Genomic DNA, 20,721 nt, shown 5'->3' with positions numbered 1-20,721 from the left:
GGGTGGCCAATCCGTGATCTATCGACCGCCGTCACCACCCAGTCCGGGGAACAATTCGCCGGGCGTGGCCGGGCGTGGCGCGGGCGGGATGATGATCACCGGCGCCGGGTTGCGCGAGGACGGCGGCGTGGTGGACGGCGGGGTGATCAGCTCCGGCACGGGGTTGCGCGGTGAATTCGTCGGCGGGTTGAGGATGTCGTAGGGGCTGCTGCCGCCCGGCGCCGCCGGTGCCGGTGCCGGGCCGGGGATCAGCCCGCCGCCACCGGTCATCGCCGGCGTGGGGAACTGCTCGACCGGCGTGCCCGCCAGCGCGGTATCCATCACCTGCTTCCAGATGTCGGACGGCAGACCGGATCCCCAGATCGCGCCGCCGCGCCCGCTGCGCAGCGGCTGCGGCTGTTCGGTGCCCACCCACACCGCCGTCGACAGCGACGGCGTGTAGCCGATCATCCAGGCGTCCTTGTTGTCCTTGGTCTCGCCGAGCTGGGTGGTACCGGTCTTGGCCGCCGACGGCCTGCCCTCGGCGAGCCCGTGCCCGTTGGAGTAGTTGGCGATCGGCGTCATCGCCTGGGTGGTGGTGTCGGCGATGGCCGCGGTGATCCGCTGCTCGGGCTCCGGAAGTTGTTTGCCCACCCGGTTTTCCGGTGCGCCCCGGTCGATCAGCACCCGGCCGTCACCGGTGACGACCCGCTGCACGAAGTACGGCTGGTGGTAGACGCCGGACGCGGCCAGCGTCGCGTACGCCGAGGCCATATCCAAGGGGCGCACCAGGTACTGCCCGAGCACGATCCCGTTGAGCGGCGCTTCGCCCGCCTCGGTGAGGGTTTCGACGTCGAGGCCGGGGATGTGTTCGGGAATGCCCGCCAGGTGGGCGGCCTCGGCGATCGAGCGCGGGCCGTCGGCCATCGTCATGGTGAGCCGGTAGAAGCTGGTGTTCAGTGAGCGTTTGAGCGCTTCGGTGAGCGTGCAGCGGCCACAGGAGTCGCCGTCGGCGTTGGTGATGGTGGTGCCGCGGTCGACGACGGGGGAGCTGTCGATCGCCCTGGTCGGCGGGATGCCCTGCCGCTGCGCCGCGACGAGCGCGAACACCTTGAACGACGAACCGGTCTGCAGCGGCGCCTGCGCGAAGTCGAAGCCGGTGCCCGCCTCGCCGCCGTAGTAGGCGCGCACGGCGCCGCTGCGCGGGTCGATCGAGACGACGGCGGCGCGCAATTCGGGCGGCTGCCATTCCAGCCGCCGGCGCACGGTGTCGACGGCGCCCGCCTGCGCCACGGGGTCGATGGTGGTGGTGATCTGCAATGCGCCGGTGTTGATGTCGGCGTCGGTCAGACCCGCGGCGCGCAGCTCGCGCATCACCTGGGTGCGGATGTGGCCCTCCGGCCCGAGCGCCACCGGCTCGGCCGGGATGTCGGGCAGCGGGATGATCGCCGGGAACACCGTCGCGTCGCGCTCGCCGGGCGCGAGCACTTTCATCTCCACCATGCCGTCGAGCACGTACTGCCAGCGCGCCTTCAGCTGGTCGAGGTGGGTCTCCGGGGCGAGCACCGAGGGCGAGCGGATCACCGCGGCGAGCACGGCGCCCTCGGCCAGGGTCAGTTCGGGCACCGGCTTGTCGAAGTAGGCCTTCGCCGCCGCCGCGATGCCGTAGGCGCCGCGGCCGTAGTAGATGGTGTTCAGGTAGGCCGCGAGGATCTCGTCCTTGCTCCACTGCCGCGACATCTTCGCCGCGATGATCAGCTCGCGCATCTTGCGGGTGACCGTGCGCTCGGAGGTGAGGAAGGCGTTCTTCACGTACTGCTGGGTGATCGTCGACCCGCCGCCGGCATTGTCGTGGCCGAACAGATTGTCGCGGGCCGCGCGCAGGAACCCGCTCGTCGAGTAGCCGGGGTTGGTGTAGAAATTGCGGTCCTCGGCGGCCAGCACGGCGTCGCGCACCGGCATCGGCACGTCGGTGAGCGGGATCGGGATCCGATTGCCTTGCGGCGGGATGAATTTCGTCAGCACGGTGGTGCCGTCGGCGGCCAGGACGGTGGCCGGCTGCTCCACCGCGACCTCGGCGGGCTCGGGGATCTCCGAGCTCCAGTAGATCGCGAAGAACAGCAGCGCGGGCACGCAGACGAAGATCACGAACAGTGCCAGGATCAACCGCCGGATCTTCTGACCTCTGGTCCGTGGGGTGCGGGGTTCGTCGCCGTCGGCGGCCAGCCGGGCGGCCTGGGCGCGTCGCGCCGCGCCCTTGCGCTGCGGCTGATCGCGGCCGAGCGGGTCCTTGAAACCGGCGATCGAGGTATACGGCGCGTCCGCATCGGAACGCCTGCGCCCGCCCTCGGAGGCCACGACCATCTCCTTCCGGAGCGAGGGGAAGAACTCACCTGTACCGACGTGCCATCGATAGGAAGACTCTACCCGCCGGGTGTCGTGGAACCCGGGAGGAGCGCGTGGGTGCGGCGAACGCGCCGCCCCGCACCGATCAGCTCTTCACGCCACCGGCGGTCAGACCGGAGATGATCCGGCGCTGGAACACCAGAACCATGATCACCAGCGGCACCGTGACGATCACGCCCGCCGCCATGATCGCCGCGTACGGCTGCACCAGCGGATCATTGCCGGAGAACTGGGCGATCGCCACCGTCACCGGCCGGGTCTTCTCGCCCGACAGCAGCCGGGCCAGCAGGTACTCGTTGATCGAGGCGATGAACGCCAGGATCGCCGTGGTGAACACCGCCGGCGCCGCCAGCGGCAGCATGATCAGCCGGAACGCCTGGAACTTGGTGGCGCCGTCGATCCGCGCGGCTTCCTCGAGCTCCCAGGGCAGCTCCGCGAAGAACGACGCCAGGATGTAGACCGTCATCGGCAGCACGAAGGAGATGTTCGGGATGATCATCGCCTGGTAGTGGCCGATCCAGCCCAGATCGGTGAACAGCTGGAACAGCGGCGTCACCAGCACGACGGCCGGGAACATCGAGGCCGACAGGATCAGCCCCGAGACCAGGTACTTGCCCGCGAACGCCATCCGGGCCAGCGCGTACGCGGCCAGCACGCCGAGCAGCAGCGCCACCGCGGTGGTCGCGGCGCCGATGATCACGCTGTTGAGCAGCGCCTGCCCGAAGTTGTTGCCGCGACTGGTGTCGAAGGCGTTGCGGAAGTTGTCCAGCGTCACGTGGGTCGGCCACGGGGTGCTGTCGAAGGTGTAGGCCTGGTCGCGGAACGCCACGACCGTCATCCAGTAGAACGGGCCGAGGCCCCACACCAGCACGATCAGCACGCCGAGGTACATCCGCACGGTGCCGATCCGCTGGCGCCACGACACCGGCTGCACCGGCGCCACTGCGCGCTCGACGGGCGCCTCTTTCGTCATCGAGATGCTCATCAGTTCGCCTTCCGCTGTTCTTCCTGCGTGCGAACGGCGTTGGCGCCCAGCACCTTCACCAGCACGAACGCGATAGCGAAGACGAGCAGGAAGGTGATCGTCGAGAGCGCGGCGGCGCTGTTGGGACCTTGGCGCACCTGCTCGACCACCAGGATCGACAGCGTGTTCGTCGAGGGGTTGCCCAGGGTCATGATCGCGGGCAGGTCGTACATGCGCAGCGCGTCCATCGTGCGGAACAGGACCGCGACCAGCAGCGCGGGCTTGAGCAGCGGCAGCGTGATGTGCACGAACCGCTGCCACGCCGAGGCGCCGTCGACCTTGGCCGCCTCGTACACGTCGGCCGGAATGACCTGCAGGCCCGCCAGAATCAGCAGCGCCATGAACGGGGTCGTCTTCCACACGTCGGCGGCGATGACCGCGAACCGTGACGCCCACATGTCCGAGGTCCACAGGATGTGGGTGCCGAGCACCCGGTTCACCACGCCGTCGTACTGGAACATGAACTCCCACAGCCGCGCGGTGACGGCGGTGGGAATCGCCCACGGGATCAGCACCGCGGCCCGCAGCAGGGCCCGGCCGCGGAAGGTCTTGCCCATCACGATGGCCATGCCGAGGCCGAGCACCGCTTCCAGCGTCACGGTCACCACCGTGAAGAACAGGGTGACCCCGACCGCCGACCAGAACTGCGAGCCGAGCGTGCCGGTCGGGCAGGCGACGACGCCACCGAGCGTGTTGCACTGCTGCAGCAGCCAGTGCGTGTAGTTGCTCAGCCCGGCGCCGCCGCCCTCGACGAACATGCCGGTGGCCGGGTCGATCCCGGAGTCCTTCTGGAAGGACATGATGATCGCCTGGACCACCGGATACCCGATGACCACGGCCAGCGCGACGAGCACGGGCGTGACGAACAGCCACGCCTTGCCGGATTGTCGCAGTTCCAGCGCTAGCCCGCGCTGCTTGGCTCCCGAAGGATCCGACACCGTTACTACTCTCCTACGGTCTGGTCGGGTCCGCTGCGCGCTCCGCTACGAACCGGCGGTCTCGATGCCCTTTTGCATGCCGGCGACAGCGTCGTCGACGGACTTCGTGCCGTTCAGGGCAGCATAGGCGTTGTCCTGGATGGCCTTCGACACCGCGGGATAGAACGGGGTGACCGGACGCGGCACGGCGCTGGCGATGGATTCCTTCAGCGCGGGCAGGTACGGCATCTTCGCGATCAGGGCCGGGTCGTCGTAGAGCGAGGCGCGCACCGACGGCAGCGCGCCCGAGGCGATGATCTGCTGGGCCTCTTCGCTGATCAGGTAGCGCACGAAATCGGCCGCGGTGGCCTTGTTCTTGGAGAACGCGCTGATCGCGGCGTTGTAGCCGCCGAGGGTGGACGCGCCGACACCGGTGTTGCCGGGCAGCGGGGCCACGCCGAACTTGTCCTTCACCGAGGAGGTGTCGGCGTTGGCCTGGGCGTACAGGTACGGCCAGTTGCGCAGGAACAGCAGCTTGCCGGACTCGAACGCGCTGGCGCTCTCGCCCTCCTTGAAGGTGATGGCTTCCTTGGGGATGTCACCGTTCTTGTAGGCGTCGACGAGGACCTTCAGGCCCGCCTTCGACTCCGGGCTGTTCACGGTCGGGGTCTTGCCGTCGGCACCGACGAAGCTGCCACCGAAGGCGTTGATGACCTCGGAGGTGTTCACGGTCAGGCCCTCGTAGGGGGCGAGCTGACCGGCGTAGCAGCCGATGTTGTTGTCGCGCGCCACCTGGCACTGGCCGAGCATCTCGGTCCAGGTCCGCGGCGCGTTGGGCACCAGGTCCTTGCGGTAGTACAGCAGGCCGCCGTTGGTGTTGCGCGGGGCCGCGTACAGGGTGCCGTTGTAGGTGGCGCTGGCGACGGTCGGCGCGAGCAGCGGCGCGGTGTCGATGGCGAAGGTGTCCTTGAGCGGCTGGATCCAGCCCTTCGCGGCGAATTCCGCGGTCCACGGCACGTCGAGGGCGACGACGTCGTAGCCGTCCTGCTTGGCGCGGAAGTGCTCGGCGAGGTCGTCGTGCTGCTGGTTGGCGTCGGCCGACTGCTCCTTGAACGTCACCTGCTCGTTCGGGTGCGCGGCGTTCCAGCGGTCGATGAGCTGCTTGACCACACCGGTCTCGGTGGTGTCCTTACCCTCGACGTAGGTGATCGGGCCGCGGCCGGTCAGGTTCTGGTCGAGCGCGTTGCCGCCGTTGTCACTGGAGCAGGCACTCGCGAACGATGCGGTAAGCAACGCAATCGAGGCAGCAGCCATCGTCGCTCTGGGGACAAACTTCAAGGCCATCGCAGACACTCCAGGGTCGAGACGTGAGCAGCAGCACACCCGTGCGGTGCACGGGTCAACATACATGGTGGGCGGTCGTCACGTCCGATCGTCCTGTCCAATCACATACTTTCCGGTCAGTTCGCGAACGGATCACAGTCGGTGGCGTGCCCTACCCTCGACGGGGTGACCAGTCCATCGCCGTCGACGCCCGACCGGATGCTCTCGCGCATCGGGGGTTTGCTGCGCAAGGCCGAGGCCACCGACAACGAACACGAGGCCGAGGCGTTCCTGGCCGCGGCCCAGCGGCTGGCGACGAAATCCTCGATCGATCTGGCGGTCGCGCGCTCGCACGTCGCCGACCGTGAGCGCAGGTCCGCGCCGGTGCAGCGGATCATCCCGATCGGCGAACCGGGGCGAAAGGGACTGCGCACCTACGTCCAGCTGTTCGTCGCGATCGCCTCGGCCAACGATGTGCGCTGCGATGTCGCCCGCAGTTCCGCCCAGGTCTATGCCTACGGCTTCGCCGCCGATATCGACACCTGCGAGGCCCTGTACGCGAGCCTGCTGATCCAGATGGTGCGCGCGTCCGATCACTACATCAAATCCGGTGCCTACCGGGAGGCGACGGTCGTCAAGATCGTCGCCGAGAAGCGCCTCGGGCGCACCGTCCGCCGCAAGGTGGAGGCGCCGGTCGCCGGCGTCACGGCGCGACTGAACTTCCAGATGGCCTTCGCCGCCCGCGTCGGCACCCGCCTGGCCGAGGTGAAAGCCGAGGTCGTCGCCGAGCGGGCCCCCGTCGAGTCGACCGGCACCGCACTGGCCCTGCGCGACAAAGAAGTAGCCCTCACCGACTTCTACACCGCCACTTCCGAAGCGCGCGGCACCTGGCGCGGGCCCCAGGCGTCCACCGGTCACTCGGCGGCGGCCCGCCGCGCCGGTGATCGCGCCGGGCGCGCGGCGAGACTGGGCACCTCGCCGGAGTTGCCCGCCGCGCGAGCGAAGCTCACCGGCGCGTAGTGGCCTCATCTGATCCCGGTCGTCGCCGGGATGCCCAGCGGGCCAAGGTCTATGACGCCGAGCAGCTGGTGCGGGGTGTGTTCGATCGTGCGCAGGAGTTCGGGCACCGCACGGTCGAGGTCTACGGTTCGCAGATCACGCTGCCGGTCGAGCGGCGCTTCGCGTCGGTCGAGTCGGTGCAGTCCTACGCGGACAAGGTGCTGGCGCTGAATTGGGTTCGCGCGCAGTGGGACAGGGCGGAGATTCCGGTTCGGGTCCGCGCGCGAGCAGGCGCGTCGGCGGCCCACTACGAACCCGCCGACGCGGTGCTGGCCGTTCCGCTCCACACCGGCGCGACCGCGTGGGCCTTGCGCGAACTGGTGGTGCTGCACGAACTCGCCCACCATCTCGCGACCGGTGCCGACGAGCCCGCGCATGGCCCCGAATTCTGTACCCGATACGTCGAATTGGTCGACGGCGTCATCGGGCCCGAAGCGGCCCTGCTGATCCGCGCGACATTCGCGGGCTGCGGTGTCCGCTTCGGCTGAGACGATCCGCCCACGGTCTGCCCGTCGACGAGCCGCGCGGCGCTCCGTCGACATCCGTACCGGCTCCACACCGACCGCGCGTCGATCCGAGCGAATGTGGGTGCGGCGTGCCGTGGAGGCTGTGACACGGCGAATCCCGCCGGTGTCACACCACCGGCGGGATTCGGGGAAGCGGCTCAGTCCTCGGCGACCTGGAGGTCGACCTCGATATTGCCGCGAGTCGCGTTGGAGTACGGGCAGACCTGGTGAGCCTGTTCGGCCAGGGCCTGGGCATCCTCGCGCGACAGGTGCGGCAGGGTGATCTCGAGCGTGACAGCCAGTCCGAATCCGCCGTTGCCGTTCGGGCCGATCGACACCTGCGCGCCGACCGCGGAATCGGCGATATTCGCGCCCGCCTTCTTGCCGACCAGGCGCAGCGCCGAGTGGAAGCATGCGGCATAACCGGCCGCGAACAGCTGCTCGGGGTTGGTGCCCGCGCCGTCGCCGCCCATCTCCTTCGGCGGGGCGAGCACGACGTCGAGCTTGCCGTCGGTGGTGCGCGCGGTGCCGGTGCGGCCTTCGCCGCTGGCCAGGGCTTCGGCGGTGTAGAGGACCTGCATGGGAGCTCTCATTTCTCTGTGAGGGTGTCGGTGAGTTTGCGGAGTAGTCCGCGCAGTGCGGTGATCTCGTCGACGGATAGTCCCGCGATCTCGGCCATCTCGGCCGGAATCCGGCACGCCTCGGCGCGTAGCGATCGTCCGTGTTCGGTGAGCACGATGTCGACGCGACGTTCGTCGTCGGCCGCCCGCCGCCGCTCGACGAACCCGGTCGCCGCCAGCCGCTTGAGCAGCGGAGACAACGTTCCGGAGTCCAGTTCGAGCGCCTTGCCGAGCTCGCCGACGCTGCGCCCGTCGCGTTCCCAGAGCGCGAGCATCACCAGATACTGCGGATAGGTGAGCCCGAGCCGTTCCAGCTTCGGTCGGTAAACCGCCGTCATCGCCCGCGATGCGGCGTACAGCGGGAAGCACAGCTGCTCGTCGAGGGTGAGTCCGTCGGTCATGAAAATAATGTAGCCCACAATTAAGTTGTGCACAACCATTTAGTGGAAGACGACAGCGAGGAACCCCGAGACGTACGCCACCCCGAACAGCGCGGGCACCCACTGCTCGATATGCGACAGCGGCCAGTACCGGGCCCGATCCTTCCCCTCCCCGAGCGCCCACCACTCGCCCTTCCAGAACGGCGACGCGGGCAACCGCTCCTCCAGTGCCCCCACCACCCGGAACTTCGCCCCGTTCAGCAACCGATAGCTCCGCACCAGGTAGAACCAGGCGAAACACTGCCCGAGGACCGCGATCAGCGGAATCACCAGCCACCCCGCGGTGTCCGCCGGCGGCGACTTCCCGAAGACGGTGACCAGGGTGAAGATGCCGGTGTTCAAGGTCAGGAAGAACGAATTGGCCAGCCCCCGCCGCGCACTCACCCGATCGGCCATCTCCACGTAGAGCCGATACTGCTCGAGCACAGCGCTGTCGTAGGCGGCGGTGCGTTCCTCGGGTCCTCGGCTGGGCACCGGAGCGTTCCAGAGCCGGGTGCGGAGTTCGGCCCCTCGATCGTTGTCGTCCACCGCTCGCCGCCACGGTGTCGCGCGCAGAGTCATCACCCACCGAGCCTGCCGCCGACGGGCGCGTGGGTCGCGGGTAGTCGGCTACTCGGCTTCGCGGCGGTCCGCGTCCAGCAGCGCGCTGACCCGCTCGTACCGCCGCAACCACCATTCGGTGCGCTCCGGGTCGGGGTGCCGGTAGGTGTCGAGCAGCGCCGGGTCCGGTTCCGGTGGGGTGGTCGGCACCGTGAGCCAGCCGTTCACCGGCAGGAGTGATTCGGCCACCAGGTCGCCCTCGAACAGGGCGAGCGTCCCCAATCCGCAAGCGAACTCCAGCTGTGGCAAGGCGCCGGCCAGGGCGATCTGGGCGGCCAGCCCGACGCTCGTCTCCAGCGCCGAGGACACCACGGTCGGCAGCCCCGCCGCGTCGGCGACGGCCAGTGCGCGCCGAACACCGCCCAGCGGAGTGCATTTCAGCACGGCCACGTCGGCCGCTCCGGCGACCGCGACGCGCAGCGGATCCTCGGCCCGCCGGATCGACTCGTCCGCCGCGATCGGCACCCCGACCCGCCGCCGCACCTCGGCCAATTCCTCGACCGTCCGGCACGGCTGCTCGACATACTCCAATCCGCCGGCGGCCCGGTCGATCTCACCGATGTGCCGCACCGCGGTCGCCACATCCCACACCGCGTTGGCATCCACCCGAATCGCGCCATCGGGCCCGATCGCCGCCCGCACGGCAGCGACCCGCGCCATATCCTCCGCCAGCGACCCGGGATGATCAGCGACCTTCACTTTCGCGGTCGCGCACCCGGACTCACGCACGATCCGCGCGGCCCGCTCCCCATCGACCGCAGGCACCGTGCAATTCACCGGCACCCGATCCCGCACCGGCGCGGGCCACCCCACCGTCGCCTGCTCGACCGCGGTAGCCAGCCACCCCGCCGCCTCCCGGTCGTCATATTCGGGAAACGGACAGAATTCCCCCCATCCCAGCGGCCCCCGAATCAACATCCCCTCGCGCACAGTGATCCCCCGAAACCGCGTACGCAGCGGAATCGCATAAACGAACGTATCGGCGCCCACCGCCCGATCGTAGAGGTCGCCTACGCGGGGCCGGACTGCCGATGGTGCGCTGACTTACTTCAGTCGATGCCTTCGTCCAGCTGTTCCCAGGTCAGCAGGACCGGGAACGGCGTCAGCGTATCTATGGCCGCGGCGTAATCATCGGTGCGGTTCCGGAAACCGTTGGAGACGTAGCGCCCTTCGGAATTGAGGGTCAGCATCTCGATGGACACGGCGGGTCCGTCGTCATTGACCATCCGGACTATCCAATAATGCTGAATTCCATACCGGGCGTATTCGGAGCGTTTGTCGATCGTGTCGGCGGTAACCGTGGTCGGTGATACGACTTCCACGACCAGAATGGTGTCCGCGACGGTCGGTTTGGTCTTCCAGCGATTCCGTGGCGTTTCGATGCATCGGTAGACGATGGTGTCCGGCCGCTTGTAGTGGAACGGGACTTCCGACACCAGCATGTCGATATCCCGGTTGATCCGCAGGCAGGGTTCACGCTGGTCGCGCTTCGCCTCGCCGTCGGCGAGTGCGCGCTCGATCGCGCGTGACACCGCGTTGTGATTCGGCGAGGGCGACTCGCAGAAAACGATCATCCCGTCCTTGATCTCGACGGAACGTGCGACGTCCTCCGGCATGGTGAGGTAGTTGTCCATGTCGACGGGCTGGCTGTAGGTCTTCGGAACGGACCAGTCGAACGCTTCGGACACGGTGCGACCCTTCGGCTCGAGGCAAGCCTCGCCATCGTACGTCGCGGCGGTGCCGAATTGCCCGTGACGGCGCTGACGGGAGCGCCGTCACGGGGATGATGTCAGAGGCGTTCGATGATGGTGGCGTTGGCGAGGCCGCCCGCTTCGCACATCGTCTGTAGCCCGTAGCGGGCGCCGCGCTGGTGCAGTGCGTGGACGAGGGTGGTGGCGAGGCGGGCGCCGGAGGCGCCGAGGGGGTGGCCGAGGGCGATGGCGCCGCCGTTGACGTTCACCTTGCTCAGGTCGGCACCGGTTTCCTGGGCCCAGGCCAGGACGACCGGGGAGAAGGCCTCGTTGATCTCGATCAGGTCGATGTCGTCGAGGGTCAGGCCGGACCGGCGCAGCACCTTCTCGGTGGCGGGGATGACCGCGGTGAGCATGAGCAGCGGATCGTCGCCGGCGACGGCGAAGCTGTGCAGCCGGGCCAGCGGGCGCAGGCCCAGCTCGGCCGCGCGTTCGCCGGACATGATGAGCACCGCGGCGCTGCCGTCGCTGACCTGGCTGGCCGAGGCCGCGGTGATCTCCCAGCCGATCTGCGGGAAGCGCGCCGCCATGGCGGGGTCGTAGTAGGCGGGCTTCAGCTTGCCGAGCGTCTCCAGGGTGGAGCCGACCCGGATGCCCTCGTCGGTGGCGAGGCCGTTCAGCGGCGCGAGCTCGGCGGTGAAGAGCCCGTCTTTGGTTGCACGGGCGGCCTTTTCGTGGCTGCCGAGCGCGAACTCGTCGAGTCGGGTGCGCGAGAGCCCCCACTTGGCCGCGATGAGTTCGGCGCTGATGCCCTGGGGCACCAGCCCGTCCGGGTAGCGCTCGGTGAAGGCGACGCCGGACAGGTCGGTGGCCCCGATCAGATTGGCGCCCATGGGAACCCGGCCCATGGACTCCACGCCCGCCGCCACGACGATGTCGTACGCGCCCGCGATCACACCCTGCGCGGCGAAGTGGATGGCCTGTTGACTGCTGCCGCACTGCCGGTCGACGGTGGTGGCGGCCACCGATTCCGGATAGCCGGCGGCGAGTGCGGCCCGCCGGGTCATGTTGGAGCCCTGTTCCCCGACCTGGGTGACGATGCCGCCGATCACGTCGTCGATGAGGGCCGGGTCGATGCCGCTGCGCTCGACCACCGCGCGCAGGCTGTGCGCGAGCAGGTCGACGGGATGGATGTCGTGGAGTGCGCCGTTCGGTTTGCCCCGGCCGATGGGGGTGCGTACCGCTTCGACGATGACCGCGTCTCGCATGGGAGTCCTCTTTCGACGGTGAGCCTCAGCTGGCTCTATCCAACAATAGTCAGCGTAGGCGCTAACTATGATCTCCTCAAGTCAGGGATGGGTATGATGTCGGTCATGGCAGCCGTGATGGAAGGGCCACTGGCCGATCTGAGCAAGTGGGAGACCGCGGGCTGTTCGATCGCGCGGGCGATGGACCTGATCGGGACGCGCTCGGCAGTGCTCATCCTGCGCGAGGCCTACTACGGCACCACCCGCTTCGACGGCTTCGCCCACCGCGTCGGCATCACCGACGCCGCCGCGGCGAGCCAGCTCCGCAAACTCACCGCGGCCGGGCTCCTGGAAAAGCGCCCCTACCAGGAAGAAGGCAAGCGCACCCGCAACGAGTACGTGCTCACCCCCATGGGCCGCGACCTGCTTCCCGCGGTCGTCGCGCTGTGGCAGTGGGGCGACACCTACCTCCAGCCCGGCCCGCCCCCGCTGCATCGCGTCGACGTCACCACCGGCGAGCCGGTCCGCGCCGAACTACGCAGCGCCGACGGAACCGAGGTCCCCCTCGAACAACTCGCCGTCCGCGTCAACCCCGACTACCTCCGCTACCGCGACGCCGAGCGCGCGAAGGCGCGGGACGCCTGATCACCACGCTCCGGCGCCACCGAAGCCGGCCGCTCAGGCGGTGAAGACGCCGATGTTCACGTCCTCGGTGCCCAGGGCCTGGAACAGGCTGACCCAGAGCAGGACCAGGGGCTCGGTGCTGCGGGCGGTGTGCAGCGGGCCGAGGTCGATGAGCTGATCGGGGGACCAGCCGAAGGCGGTCAGCAGTTCGGTGACCGTCTTCTTGGCGCCGGCGTCGTCACCGCTGAGGAAGATGCTGTGCTTGCCGGGGATGCGGGCCGGATCGACCATCACCTGGTTGTTGGTGGTATTGAGCGTCTTCACGACGAAGGCGTCGGGGAAGGCGGCCTGGAGCGACTCGGCGACGCTGCCCTCCGCGGGCACGACGAGTCTGGGTGGGAAGCCCTGGGAGAAGTCGAGCGGGTTCGACACGTCGACGATGACCTTGCCGCGCAGGTTGTCGGCGCCCGCCGCCGTGAGGGCGGCCAGCGAGACGGTGCCGGAGGTGGCGTTGACGATCAGCTCGGCATCGGCCGCCGCGTCGGCGAAAGTGCCATGCGCGCCGCCGGTTTCGGCCGCCCAGGCGGTGGCGTCGGCATTGTCGGCCGTGCGCGATCCCATCGTCACCGTGTGCCCGATCTCGACCAGCTTGCTCGCCAGCCGACGGCCGACCTGCCCCGTACCGAGTACTGCTACGCGCATCTCCGCTACCTCCGCTGTCGAGTGACACTCGCCCGGTGAGCACCGAGCCAGATCAGCATAAGTCCAGGTGAGGGCACCCGCCGAGCGACTATGCGCACAGCTGAATCGGGGCGTGTGCGGCCGGGCGGGCGACACCGGTCGCCCGCGCGGCCGGGAGTCAGCGCAGGCGACGCCCGTCCACCGCGCTGAAGAAGTACACGTGCTCGGGATCGGCGATCAGCTGCAGCAGCTCGCCCTTGGCCGGCGGCTTGCGCCAATCCACCCGCGCGACAATGGTTTCCCCGGTATGCCCGCCGGCGCCGTCGGAGACCGCGCGACCGTAGACGTAGGCGTCGGAGCCGAGTTCCTCGACCACGTCGACCTCCATCCGCAGCCCGCCGTTGCCCACCTCGAGGTGTTCGGGCCGGATGCCGAGCACGACCGAGCCCTCGCCCGCGTCGGCCACCGCGCGCGGCACCCGCACCGGGTAACCGCCGATGGTGACGGTGCCGTCGGCGACGGGCAGCGTGAACAGGTTCATCGCGGGCGAGCCCATGAACCCGGCGACGAACATGTTCGCCGGATCGCGGTACAGGTCGCGCGGCGAGGCGCACTGCTGCAGCAGGCCGTCCTTGAGCACGGCGACGCGGTCGCCCATCGTCATCGCCTCGACCTGGTCGTGGGTGACGTAGACGGTGGTGGTGCCGAGCCTGCGCTGCAGCTGGGCGATCTGGGTGCGGGTCTGCACGCGCAGCTTGGCGTCGAGGTTCGACAGCGGCTCGTCCATCAGGAAGACCTGCGGCTGGCGCACGATCGCGCGGCCCATCGCCACCCGCTGACGCTGACCGCCGGACAGTGCCTTGGGCTTGCGGTCCAGGTACTGCTCGAGGTCGAGCAGTTTGGCCGCCTCCAGCACCCGCTGGTCGCGCTCGGCCTTGGACACCTTGGCCAGCTTCAGCGCGAAGCCCATGTTCTCCGCGACCGACATGTGCGGGTAGAGCGCGTAGTTCTGGAACACCATCGCGATGTCGCGATCCTTGGGTTCGGCGTTGGTGACGTCGTTGTCGCCGATCAGGATGCGGCCGCCGTTGACCTCCTCGAGGCCGGCCAGCATCCGCAGCGAGGTGGACTTGCCGCAGCCGGAGGGGCCGACGAGGACCAGGAATTCGCCGTCGGCGATCTCCAGGTCGAGTGCGTCGACGGCTGGTGTATTCGCACCGGCGTAGAGCCTGGTGGCGCGGTCGAAGGTGACGGTAGCCATGCGTAGATCAACATCCCATCCCGGCAGGAACGTGCCGGACGATCCGAGTACAGGGTCGCTGGGATCGTAGCGGCCCACCCGGACCGGCTCGGTGTTTCCGGGTAGCCTCGGGCGCGGAGTCCACCCGAGTGCCGAGGAGCACGGTATGAATCGTCCGGTCCGTATCGGAGTCCAGCTTCAGCCGCAGCACGCGCCCGAGTACGCGCTCATCCGCGACGCGGTGTTGCGCGCGGAGGACGCGGGCGTGGACATCGTCTTCAACTGGGATCACTTCTTCCCGCTCACCGGCGACCCCGCCGGGGAGCATTTCGAATGCTGGACCATGCTCGGCGCGTGGGCCGAGCAGACCGAGCGGGTCGAGCTCGGCGCGCTGGTCACCGGCGGCGGCTACCGCAATCCCGATCTGCTCGCGGACATGGCCCGCACGGTCGACCAGATCAGCGGCGGCAGGCTGATCCTCGGGATCGGCGCGGGCTGGTTCCAGCGCGACTACGACGAGTACGGCTACGACTTCGGCACCCCGGGCACCCGGCTGAACCTGCTGAAGGAGAACCTGGCCCGGATCAAGGCCAGGCTGGCGAAGCTGAATCCGGCGCCGGTCCGGGAGATCCCGATCCTCATCGGCGGTGGCGGCGAGCGCAAGACGCTGCGGCTGGTCGCCGAGTACGCCGACATCTGGCACTCCTTCGTCGATGTGGCGACGCTGGCGCACAAGAACAAGGTCCTCGCCGAGCACGCCGCCGCCATCGGCGCGGACGCGGACCGGATCGAGCGCTCGGTGCAGTGGCAGGGCCGCGAGCAAGCTGACGCGTTGCACGCCGCCGGTGTCACACTGTTCACCGTCGGCGTCTCCGGGCCCGACTACGACCTCAGCACGGTGCGCAAGGCCATCGAGTGGCGCGACGATGTGAACCCCGAACTCCTCGAGGGCCTTGCCTGACCTGCTGATTCGCTCCGGCGCGGGGTGCGCGTAACCCTCGCCGTGCAACCTTGCGGCTAGGGTTTATCGCCATGGCTGGTGTGCGTGCTGTGCGAACCCGGGCGCGGATAGCCGCGTTGTTACTGCTCGTCGGCGTGGCCGTGACCGGCTGTGGTGACGGCGGCGACACGGCGACGCGTGATCTGTGTTCCCCGCCCGGCGCGAGCGCCGCCACGGCGGCACCGACCAACCTCGCCGCCTCGGCGACCGCGGGCACCGATCGCTACACCACCGCGACGACCGCGCCGGTCGAGTCGATCGACACCGGCAAGCTCGGTCTGCTGAATCCCGGGACGCTCAGCGTCGGCACCCTGTCCGACGCTCCGCCGAGCATCTGCGTGAACGGGCAGGGCACGTTCACCGGTTTCGACAACGAATTGCTGAAGGCGATCGGCGCGAAGCTCGGTCTGCGAGTCGAGTTCTCGGGCACCGAGTTCGCCGGTCTGCTCGCGCAGGTCTCGGGCAAGCGCTTCGACGTCGGCTCGTCCAACATCACCACCACCGACGCCAGGCGTGAGCTGGTCGGTTTCACCAACGGCTACGACTTCGGCTACTTCTCGCTGGTCGTGCCGCAGGGGAGCCCGCTCGAGGGCTTCGGCGATCTGAACAACAGCACCAGGATCGCGGTCGTGCAGGGCACGGTGCAGGACGAGTTCGTGGTGAACCAGCTGCGGCTGGACCCGGTGAAGTTCCCCGACTACAACACCGCCTACGCGAATCTGAAGTCCGGCCAGGTCGACGCCTGGGTCGCCCCGTCGGCCCAGGCCGAGGGCGCGATCGAGCCCGGCGACGGAATCGTGGTCTCGGAGAACACGTTCAGCCTGGACAACTTCGTCGGCTATGCCGTCGCCAAGACCAACCAGCCGCTCATCGACGCGCTGAACTCCGGCCTGGACGCGGTGATCGCCGACGGCACCTACGCCCGGCTCTACGAGGACTGGGTGCCGCGCGAGCTGCCGCCCGGCTGGAAGCCCGGCTCCAAAGCCGCACCGGCCCCGCAACTTCCGGACTTCGCCGCGATCGCCGCGGAGCAGGAGCCGGGGCAGCCCGAGCAGGCGGTACAGAAGTCGACCCTGCAGCAGTTGCAGGACACGTTCTTCGACTGGTCCCTGTACCGCAAGGCCTTTCCCGACCTGATCAAGACCGGTCTGCCGAACACGCTGATCCTGGCGGTGGTGTCGGGTGTGCTGGGCACGGCGCTCGGCATGATCCTGGCGGTGATGGGCATCTCGCGCACCCGCTGGTTGCGTTGGCCCGCCCGCGTCTACACCGACATCTTCCGCGGTCTGCCCGCCGTTGTGATCATCCTGCTGATCGGCCTCGGTATCGGTCCCGTCGTCCGCGACATCACCGGTGGGAACCCGTACTGGCTCGGCGCGATCGCGCTGGCGCTGCTCGCGTCCGCCTATATCGGCGAGATCTTCCGCTCCGGCATCCAGTCGGTGGAGCCGGGGCAGCTCGAAGCCGCGCGAGCCATCGGTTTCGGGTACCGCCAGGCGATGACGCTGGTGGTGATCCCGCAGGGTGTGCGGCGGGTGCTGCCCGCGCTGATGAACCAGTTCATCGCGCTGATCAAGGACTCCTCGCTGATCTACTTCCTCGGCTTGCTCGCCACCCAGCGCGAGCTGTTCGCCGTCGGCCGCGACCTCAATGCCCAGACCGGCAATCTGTCCCCGCTGGTCGCGGCCGGTCTGATGTATCTCGTGCTGACCATCCCGCTCACCCACCTGGTGAACTACATCGACGGGCGGATGCGCACCGGCAAACCGACGCCCGCCGACCCGATCGAGCAGGCTGTCATCACGGAAGGACGGGGAGCATGAGCGCCTCCTTGACCGGCACCGGCCTCAACCTGACGCTGGGCAACAACCACATCCTGCGCGGGGTCGACATCCACGTCGAGGCCGGCCACGCGACGACCGTCATCGGCCCGTCGGGTTCGGGCAAGTCGACCCTGCTGCGGGTGCTCAACCGCCTGCACGAGCCCGATTCCGGGGACGTGCTGCTCGACGGCAAGTCGGTGCTGCGCGAGGACCCCGACAAGCTGCGCCAGCGCATCGGCATGGTGTTTCAGCACTTCAACCTGTTCCCGCACAAGACGGTCGCCGACAATGTCGCGCTCGGCCCGCGCAAACTGCGCGGGCTCTCGGCCGAGCAGGCGCGGGCGCTGGCGCTGGAGCAGCTCGAGATCGTCGGGCTGGCAGGCAAGGCCGACGCCAGGCCCGCCGCGCTGTCCGGCGGCCAGCAGCAGCGCGTCGCCATCGCCCGCGCGCTGGCGATGAAGCCGGAGCTCATGTTCTTCGACGAGGCCACCTCGGCGCTGGACCCGGAGCTGGTGAAGGGCGTGCTCGCGCTGATGGCCGACCTCGCCTCGGGCGGCATGTCGATGATCGTGGTGACGCACGAGATGGGCTTCGCCCGCAGCGTCTCCGACAGCGTCGTGTTCATGGATCAGGGCGTCGTCGTGGAGACCGGCAGCCCCGACGCCGTCTTCGACAACGCGGAGACCCCGCGCCTGCGTCGCTTCCTCGATCAGGTCCTCTGACCAGGTCGAACGCGATTACAGCAACGCATGCGCAACTGTTAATGTCGATGGTGTTCCAGTGTGAATCGACCGGTACGAGTACAGGGAGAGCACCGATGACAACGGCACATGTCGAGCATCCAGAACACACCCACGTCCACGGCCCCACCTGTGGGCATGTCGCGGTTCCGCACGGCGACCACGTCGACTACGTCCACGACGGCCACCTGCACCGTGAACACGAAGGCCACTTCGACGAGTGCGAGACCGCGGCACACGTCGAGCACTCCACCCACGAGCACGCCCACGGCCCCGGTTGCGGGCATGTCGCCGTGCCGCACGGCGATCACGTCGACTACATCCACGACGGCCACCGGCACGCGGCCCACGACGGCCACTACGACGAACACTGATCCGCTGATCACTTTTCCGCGCCCGTAATACTGTCGGCTCGACGGCCGATCCCCGCCCGGATACTGTTCGGTGTCCTGGCGGTCAGCTGAATGTCTGCCGATTCATGTTTTCTGGGGAGATCGCGGCGGATGGTCAGAACAATCAGGCGCGCAATGGCTTTGGGTACCGCTGCCAGTGTGCTGGCGGTGTGCGCCGCCGTCCTCGGCGCGGGCAACGGCTCCGCCGAAGGCGGTGATCCGATCGTCGAGTCGAAGAAGCTGCTCGCGACGCCGACCACGGCCGACGGCTCGCACATCGTCTCCAGCCGGATCGGCGAGCGGGATCTGAGCATGCTGGTCTTCTCGGCCGCGATGAACAAGGCGATCACGATCAAGGTGCAGCGCCCGAAGGACACCTCGCAGCCGCGACCGGTGCTCTACCTGCTCAACGGCGCGGGCGGTGGCGAGGACCGGGCGACCTGGTGGCAGAACACCGACGTCGGCGATTTCCTCGCCACCAAGGACGTCAATGTGGTGATGCCGATCGGTGGCGCGTGGGCGTACTACACCGATTGGCAGCGCGACGACCCCACACTGGGTCGCAACAAGTGGCGTACCTTCCTGCTCGACGAGCTGCCGCCGCTGGTCGATCAGGCCCTGGGGACCAACGGCGTCAACGCCATCGCCGCGAACTCGATGACCGCGACGGCCGTGCTGCAGCTCGCCGAGGCCCGGCCGGGCTTCTATCAGTCCGTCGCCGGGTACAGCGGGTGCGCGCAGATCGCCGATCCGATCGGTCAGCAGTTCACCAAGCTGGTGGTGGAGACCTATGGCGGCGGCGACGTCCGCAATATGTACGGCGCCGACGACGACCCGGCCTGGGCCGCCAACGATCCGGTCCTGCATGCCGAGAAGCTGCGCGGCACAAGGCTGTTCGTCTCCGATTCGTCCGGTCTGCCGGGCCCGCACGACAGCATCGCCGATCCGTACATGATGAACCCGACCCCGGTCGGCCTGGCGAATCAGCTCATCGTCGGCGGCGTCATCGAGGCCGCGGTCAACTGGTGCACCCGCAACCTCGAGACCAAGCTCGCTGAGCTGGGCATTCCGGCCACCTTCGACCGCCAAGCCACCGGTACCCACTCGTGGGGCTACTGGCGCGACGCCTTCCATCGGTCGTGGCCGGTGCTCGCCGCGGGGCTCGGCCTGCCCGAATAGGCCCTCAGTCGGTGACCGTGGCGAAGGCCGCCCAGAGCAGCGGGGAGTTCTCCGGGGCCGGGTCCGCTCGCCACGCTGCCAGGCGCGCACGCTGCCAGGTCAGCAGCGTGGGGATGGGTGTGGACGAATCGTGGGCCGTGTCGACAGCGCAGATCGCGGCCTGCAGGGGATAGCCGGTGGCGGTGGTGAGGGTGTGGAAGGCGTGGTCGGTGGGGAGCGGCCAGCGGGTCGCGGTGACCAGTTCCGCCCCGGCCGAGAGCGCGGCGGTGGTGAGGCCGAGGGCTTCGGTGAAGCGCAGGTCGCCGCCGCTTTCGCAGGCGATCAGGGCGACCCGGCTCGGCATCGGCCACAGCGCGCGGCCCGCCGTGGGGGCGGGGTCGAGGGTGTGGGTGCCGAGCAGCAGGTCCTTGGCCGACAGCGGACGGTGGGTGCGGGTGGGGGTCGCCAGGCCACGGGCCTCGGCGGTGCAGCTCAGGTGGAGTTCGGCGTGCTCGCTCTCGCCGGACTCGGGCGGCGGTGCGGTGACGTGGCCGACGTAGACGAGGCGGCTCGCGCCGGCGCGCAGCACCGTGGACAGCCACTCGCGGTCGGTGTCGGTGCGGCGGAACAGGTCGACCGGATCGCCGACGTGCGGGAGGAGTCTGCCGTCGTACTGGCCGAAATGCTGGGCGACAAGCGTTCCCGCAGTCGGCCTGCCGAGGACCGAGCCCAGTTCGGAGTCGGCGCGATAGCCGGGCACCCGCGGATCGAGCACCGCGACGACCGGTAGTCCGGCGGTGTCGGCCCAGCGATGCACCACCCGTTCCGGCGCGTGCACCACCGAGGCCGGTGCCAGCAGACTGACATCGGCGATATCGAGCAGCCGGAGTTCGGGATCGGGCGCGATGATCTCCCACGGCACCTGGGCCAGGCGCGGCGACGGCTGGATTCGCAGGTGCGGCCGGATGCCGCGCTGAGACAGCTCGTAGAGCTGCACGGCGAGCCCGTAGGGCAGCAGGGCCCGCGAAAGCGCCTGGGCCAGAACTTTTTCCGCGACCGGGTCCGCGAGCGCGCCCTCGGTCATCACCCGCCGCAGCTCGTCGGGCCGCGCGGGATCGGGGACCGCGGCAGCCAGCAGCCGCAGCACCTCGCGGACCTGGTCCCTGGGCAGAATCCCGACGCCACGGGCCGAGGTGTCGTCGAGCCAGCGCCAGGACACGTAGACATCGCCCGCGTCGGCCATCCGGATCA

The 20,721-nt window shown here is 69.0% G+C and carries 21 protein-coding genes; 8 read left to right on the top strand and 13 right to left on the bottom strand.

Annotated features, from left to right (window positions below; genetic code table 11):
- Positions 1 to 18: 18 nt before the first annotated feature.
- From NV348_RS14900 to NV348_RS14885, 4 genes are all read right to left on the bottom strand, one after another.
- Entirely contained in the window at positions 19 to 2,343 is a 2,325-nt protein-coding gene (locus tag NV348_RS14900) for a transglycosylase domain-containing protein (RefSeq protein ID WP_447147493.1), read from the bottom strand.
- 127 nt (positions 2,344 to 2,470) lie between these two features.
- Complete coding sequence (locus NV348_RS14895; protein ID WP_447147492.1) at positions 2,471 to 3,370, bottom strand: carbohydrate ABC transporter permease; 900 nt, start codon at positions 3,368 to 3,370, stop codon at positions 2,471 to 2,473.
- Positions 3,370 to 4,347, bottom strand: a complete 978-nt coding sequence (locus tag NV348_RS14890) for a carbohydrate ABC transporter permease (RefSeq protein WP_447147491.1) — start codon at positions 4,345 to 4,347, stop codon at positions 3,370 to 3,372. Before NV348_RS14890 ends, NV348_RS14895 begins: the two co-directional genes overlap by 1 nt.
- Before the next feature lie 45 nt (positions 4,348 to 4,392).
- The gene (locus NV348_RS14885; protein ID WP_447147490.1) at positions 4,393 to 5,670 is read right to left on the bottom strand and encodes an ABC transporter substrate-binding protein; all 1,278 of its coding nucleotides are present in this window, start codon (positions 5,668 to 5,670) and stop codon (positions 4,393 to 4,395) included.
- Positions 5,671 to 5,868: 198 nt separating this feature from the next.
- Between NV348_RS14885 and NV348_RS14880 the strand changes: the two genes are divergently transcribed.
- A complete protein-coding gene (locus tag NV348_RS14880; RefSeq protein ID WP_447151043.1) occupies positions 5,869 to 6,669 on the top strand; it encodes a DUF2786 domain-containing protein in 801 nt (266 codons plus the stop codon).
- Complete coding sequence (locus NV348_RS14875; protein ID WP_447147489.1) at positions 6,669 to 7,196, top strand: TIGR04338 family metallohydrolase; 528 nt, start codon at positions 6,669 to 6,671, stop codon at positions 7,194 to 7,196. Before NV348_RS14880 ends, NV348_RS14875 begins: the two co-directional genes overlap by 1 nt.
- A 176-nt stretch (positions 7,197 to 7,372) precedes the next feature.
- Here NV348_RS14875 and NV348_RS14870 read toward each other — a convergent pair whose 3' ends face one another.
- From NV348_RS14870 to NV348_RS14845, 6 genes are all read right to left on the bottom strand, one after another.
- Positions 7,373 to 7,795, bottom strand: coding sequence for an organic hydroperoxide resistance protein (locus NV348_RS14870; RefSeq protein WP_447151042.1), 423 nt, complete (start codon positions 7,793 to 7,795; stop codon positions 7,373 to 7,375).
- An 8-nt stretch (positions 7,796 to 7,803) separates the two neighbouring features.
- Positions 7,804 to 8,235, bottom strand: a complete 432-nt coding sequence (locus NV348_RS14865; protein WP_447147488.1) for a MarR family winged helix-turn-helix transcriptional regulator — start codon at positions 8,233 to 8,235, stop codon at positions 7,804 to 7,806.
- Positions 8,236 to 8,274: 39 nt separating this feature from the next.
- The gene (locus tag NV348_RS14860) at positions 8,275 to 8,835 is read right to left on the bottom strand and encodes a RipA family octameric membrane protein (protein ID WP_447151041.1); all 561 of its coding nucleotides are present in this window, start codon (positions 8,833 to 8,835) and stop codon (positions 8,275 to 8,277) included.
- Positions 8,836 to 8,883: 48 nt separating this feature from the next.
- Positions 8,884 to 9,864, bottom strand: coding sequence for an o-succinylbenzoate synthase (locus tag NV348_RS14855; RefSeq protein ID WP_447147487.1), 981 nt, complete (start codon positions 9,862 to 9,864; stop codon positions 8,884 to 8,886).
- A gap of 59 nt (positions 9,865 to 9,923) precedes the next feature.
- Complete coding sequence (locus NV348_RS14850; protein WP_447147486.1) at positions 9,924 to 10,562, bottom strand: Uma2 family endonuclease; 639 nt, start codon at positions 10,560 to 10,562, stop codon at positions 9,924 to 9,926.
- A 101-nt stretch (positions 10,563 to 10,663) separates the two neighbouring features.
- On the bottom strand, positions 10,664 to 11,833 hold the full coding sequence (locus NV348_RS14845; RefSeq protein ID WP_447147485.1) for a thiolase family protein: 1,170 nt from the start codon (positions 11,831 to 11,833) through the stop codon (positions 10,664 to 10,666).
- Between the two features lie 93 nt (positions 11,834 to 11,926).
- Here NV348_RS14845 and NV348_RS14840 point away from each other — a divergent pair, with 93 nt between their 5' ends.
- Positions 11,927 to 12,457, top strand: coding sequence for a winged helix-turn-helix transcriptional regulator (locus NV348_RS14840; protein WP_447147484.1), 531 nt, complete (start codon positions 11,927 to 11,929; stop codon positions 12,455 to 12,457).
- Positions 12,458 to 12,490: 33 nt separating this feature from the next.
- Here NV348_RS14840 and NV348_RS14835 read toward each other — a convergent pair whose 3' ends face one another.
- Entirely contained in the window at positions 12,491 to 13,138 is a 648-nt protein-coding gene (locus NV348_RS14835) for an NADPH-dependent F420 reductase (protein WP_447147483.1), read from the bottom strand.
- A 157-nt stretch (positions 13,139 to 13,295) separates the two neighbouring features.
- Entirely contained in the window at positions 13,296 to 14,378 is a 1,083-nt protein-coding gene (locus NV348_RS14830; protein WP_447147482.1) for an ABC transporter ATP-binding protein, read from the bottom strand.
- Positions 14,379 to 14,523: 145 nt separating this feature from the next.
- On the opposite strand from NV348_RS14830, the gene NV348_RS14825 reads away from it, so the two are divergent.
- The 5 genes from NV348_RS14825 to NV348_RS14805 all read left to right on the top strand — a co-directional run bounded on the left by NV348_RS14825 (position 14,524) and on the right by NV348_RS14805 (position 19,491).
- The gene (locus NV348_RS14825; RefSeq protein WP_447147481.1) at positions 14,524 to 15,318 is read left to right on the top strand and encodes an LLM class F420-dependent oxidoreductase; all 795 of its coding nucleotides are present in this window, start codon (positions 14,524 to 14,526) and stop codon (positions 15,316 to 15,318) included.
- A 71-nt stretch (positions 15,319 to 15,389) separates the two neighbouring features.
- Positions 15,390 to 17,180 carry an ABC transporter substrate-binding protein/permease gene (locus NV348_RS14820; RefSeq protein ID WP_447147480.1) on the top strand — a complete coding sequence of 597 codons (1,791 nt, stop codon included), beginning with the start codon at positions 15,390 to 15,392 and terminating at the stop codon, positions 17,178 to 17,180.
- Complete coding sequence (locus NV348_RS14815; RefSeq protein WP_447147479.1) at positions 17,177 to 17,902, top strand: amino acid ABC transporter ATP-binding protein; 726 nt, start codon at positions 17,177 to 17,179, stop codon at positions 17,900 to 17,902. Before NV348_RS14820 ends, NV348_RS14815 begins: the two co-directional genes overlap by 4 nt.
- A gap of 95 nt (positions 17,903 to 17,997) precedes the next feature.
- On the top strand, positions 17,998 to 18,294 hold the full coding sequence (locus NV348_RS14810; protein ID WP_447147478.1) for a hypothetical protein: 297 nt from the start codon (positions 17,998 to 18,000) through the stop codon (positions 18,292 to 18,294).
- Between the two features lie 153 nt (positions 18,295 to 18,447).
- Complete coding sequence (locus tag NV348_RS14805) at positions 18,448 to 19,491, top strand: alpha/beta hydrolase (protein WP_447147477.1); 1,044 nt, start codon at positions 18,448 to 18,450, stop codon at positions 19,489 to 19,491.
- A 4-nt stretch (positions 19,492 to 19,495) separates the two neighbouring features.
- Here the strand turns inward: NV348_RS14805 and NV348_RS14800 are convergent, their stop codons facing one another.
- A complete protein-coding gene (locus tag NV348_RS14800) occupies positions 19,496 to 20,713 on the bottom strand; it encodes a CHAT domain-containing protein (RefSeq protein ID WP_447151040.1) in 1,218 nt (405 codons plus the stop codon).
- Positions 20,714 to 20,721 lie beyond the last annotated feature (8 nt).

The organism is Nocardia fodinahabitans, from assembly GCF_052983615.1.
The sequence above is the reverse complement of the archived record's forward strand: the minus strand, read 5'-3'. Positions and strand labels throughout refer to the sequence as shown.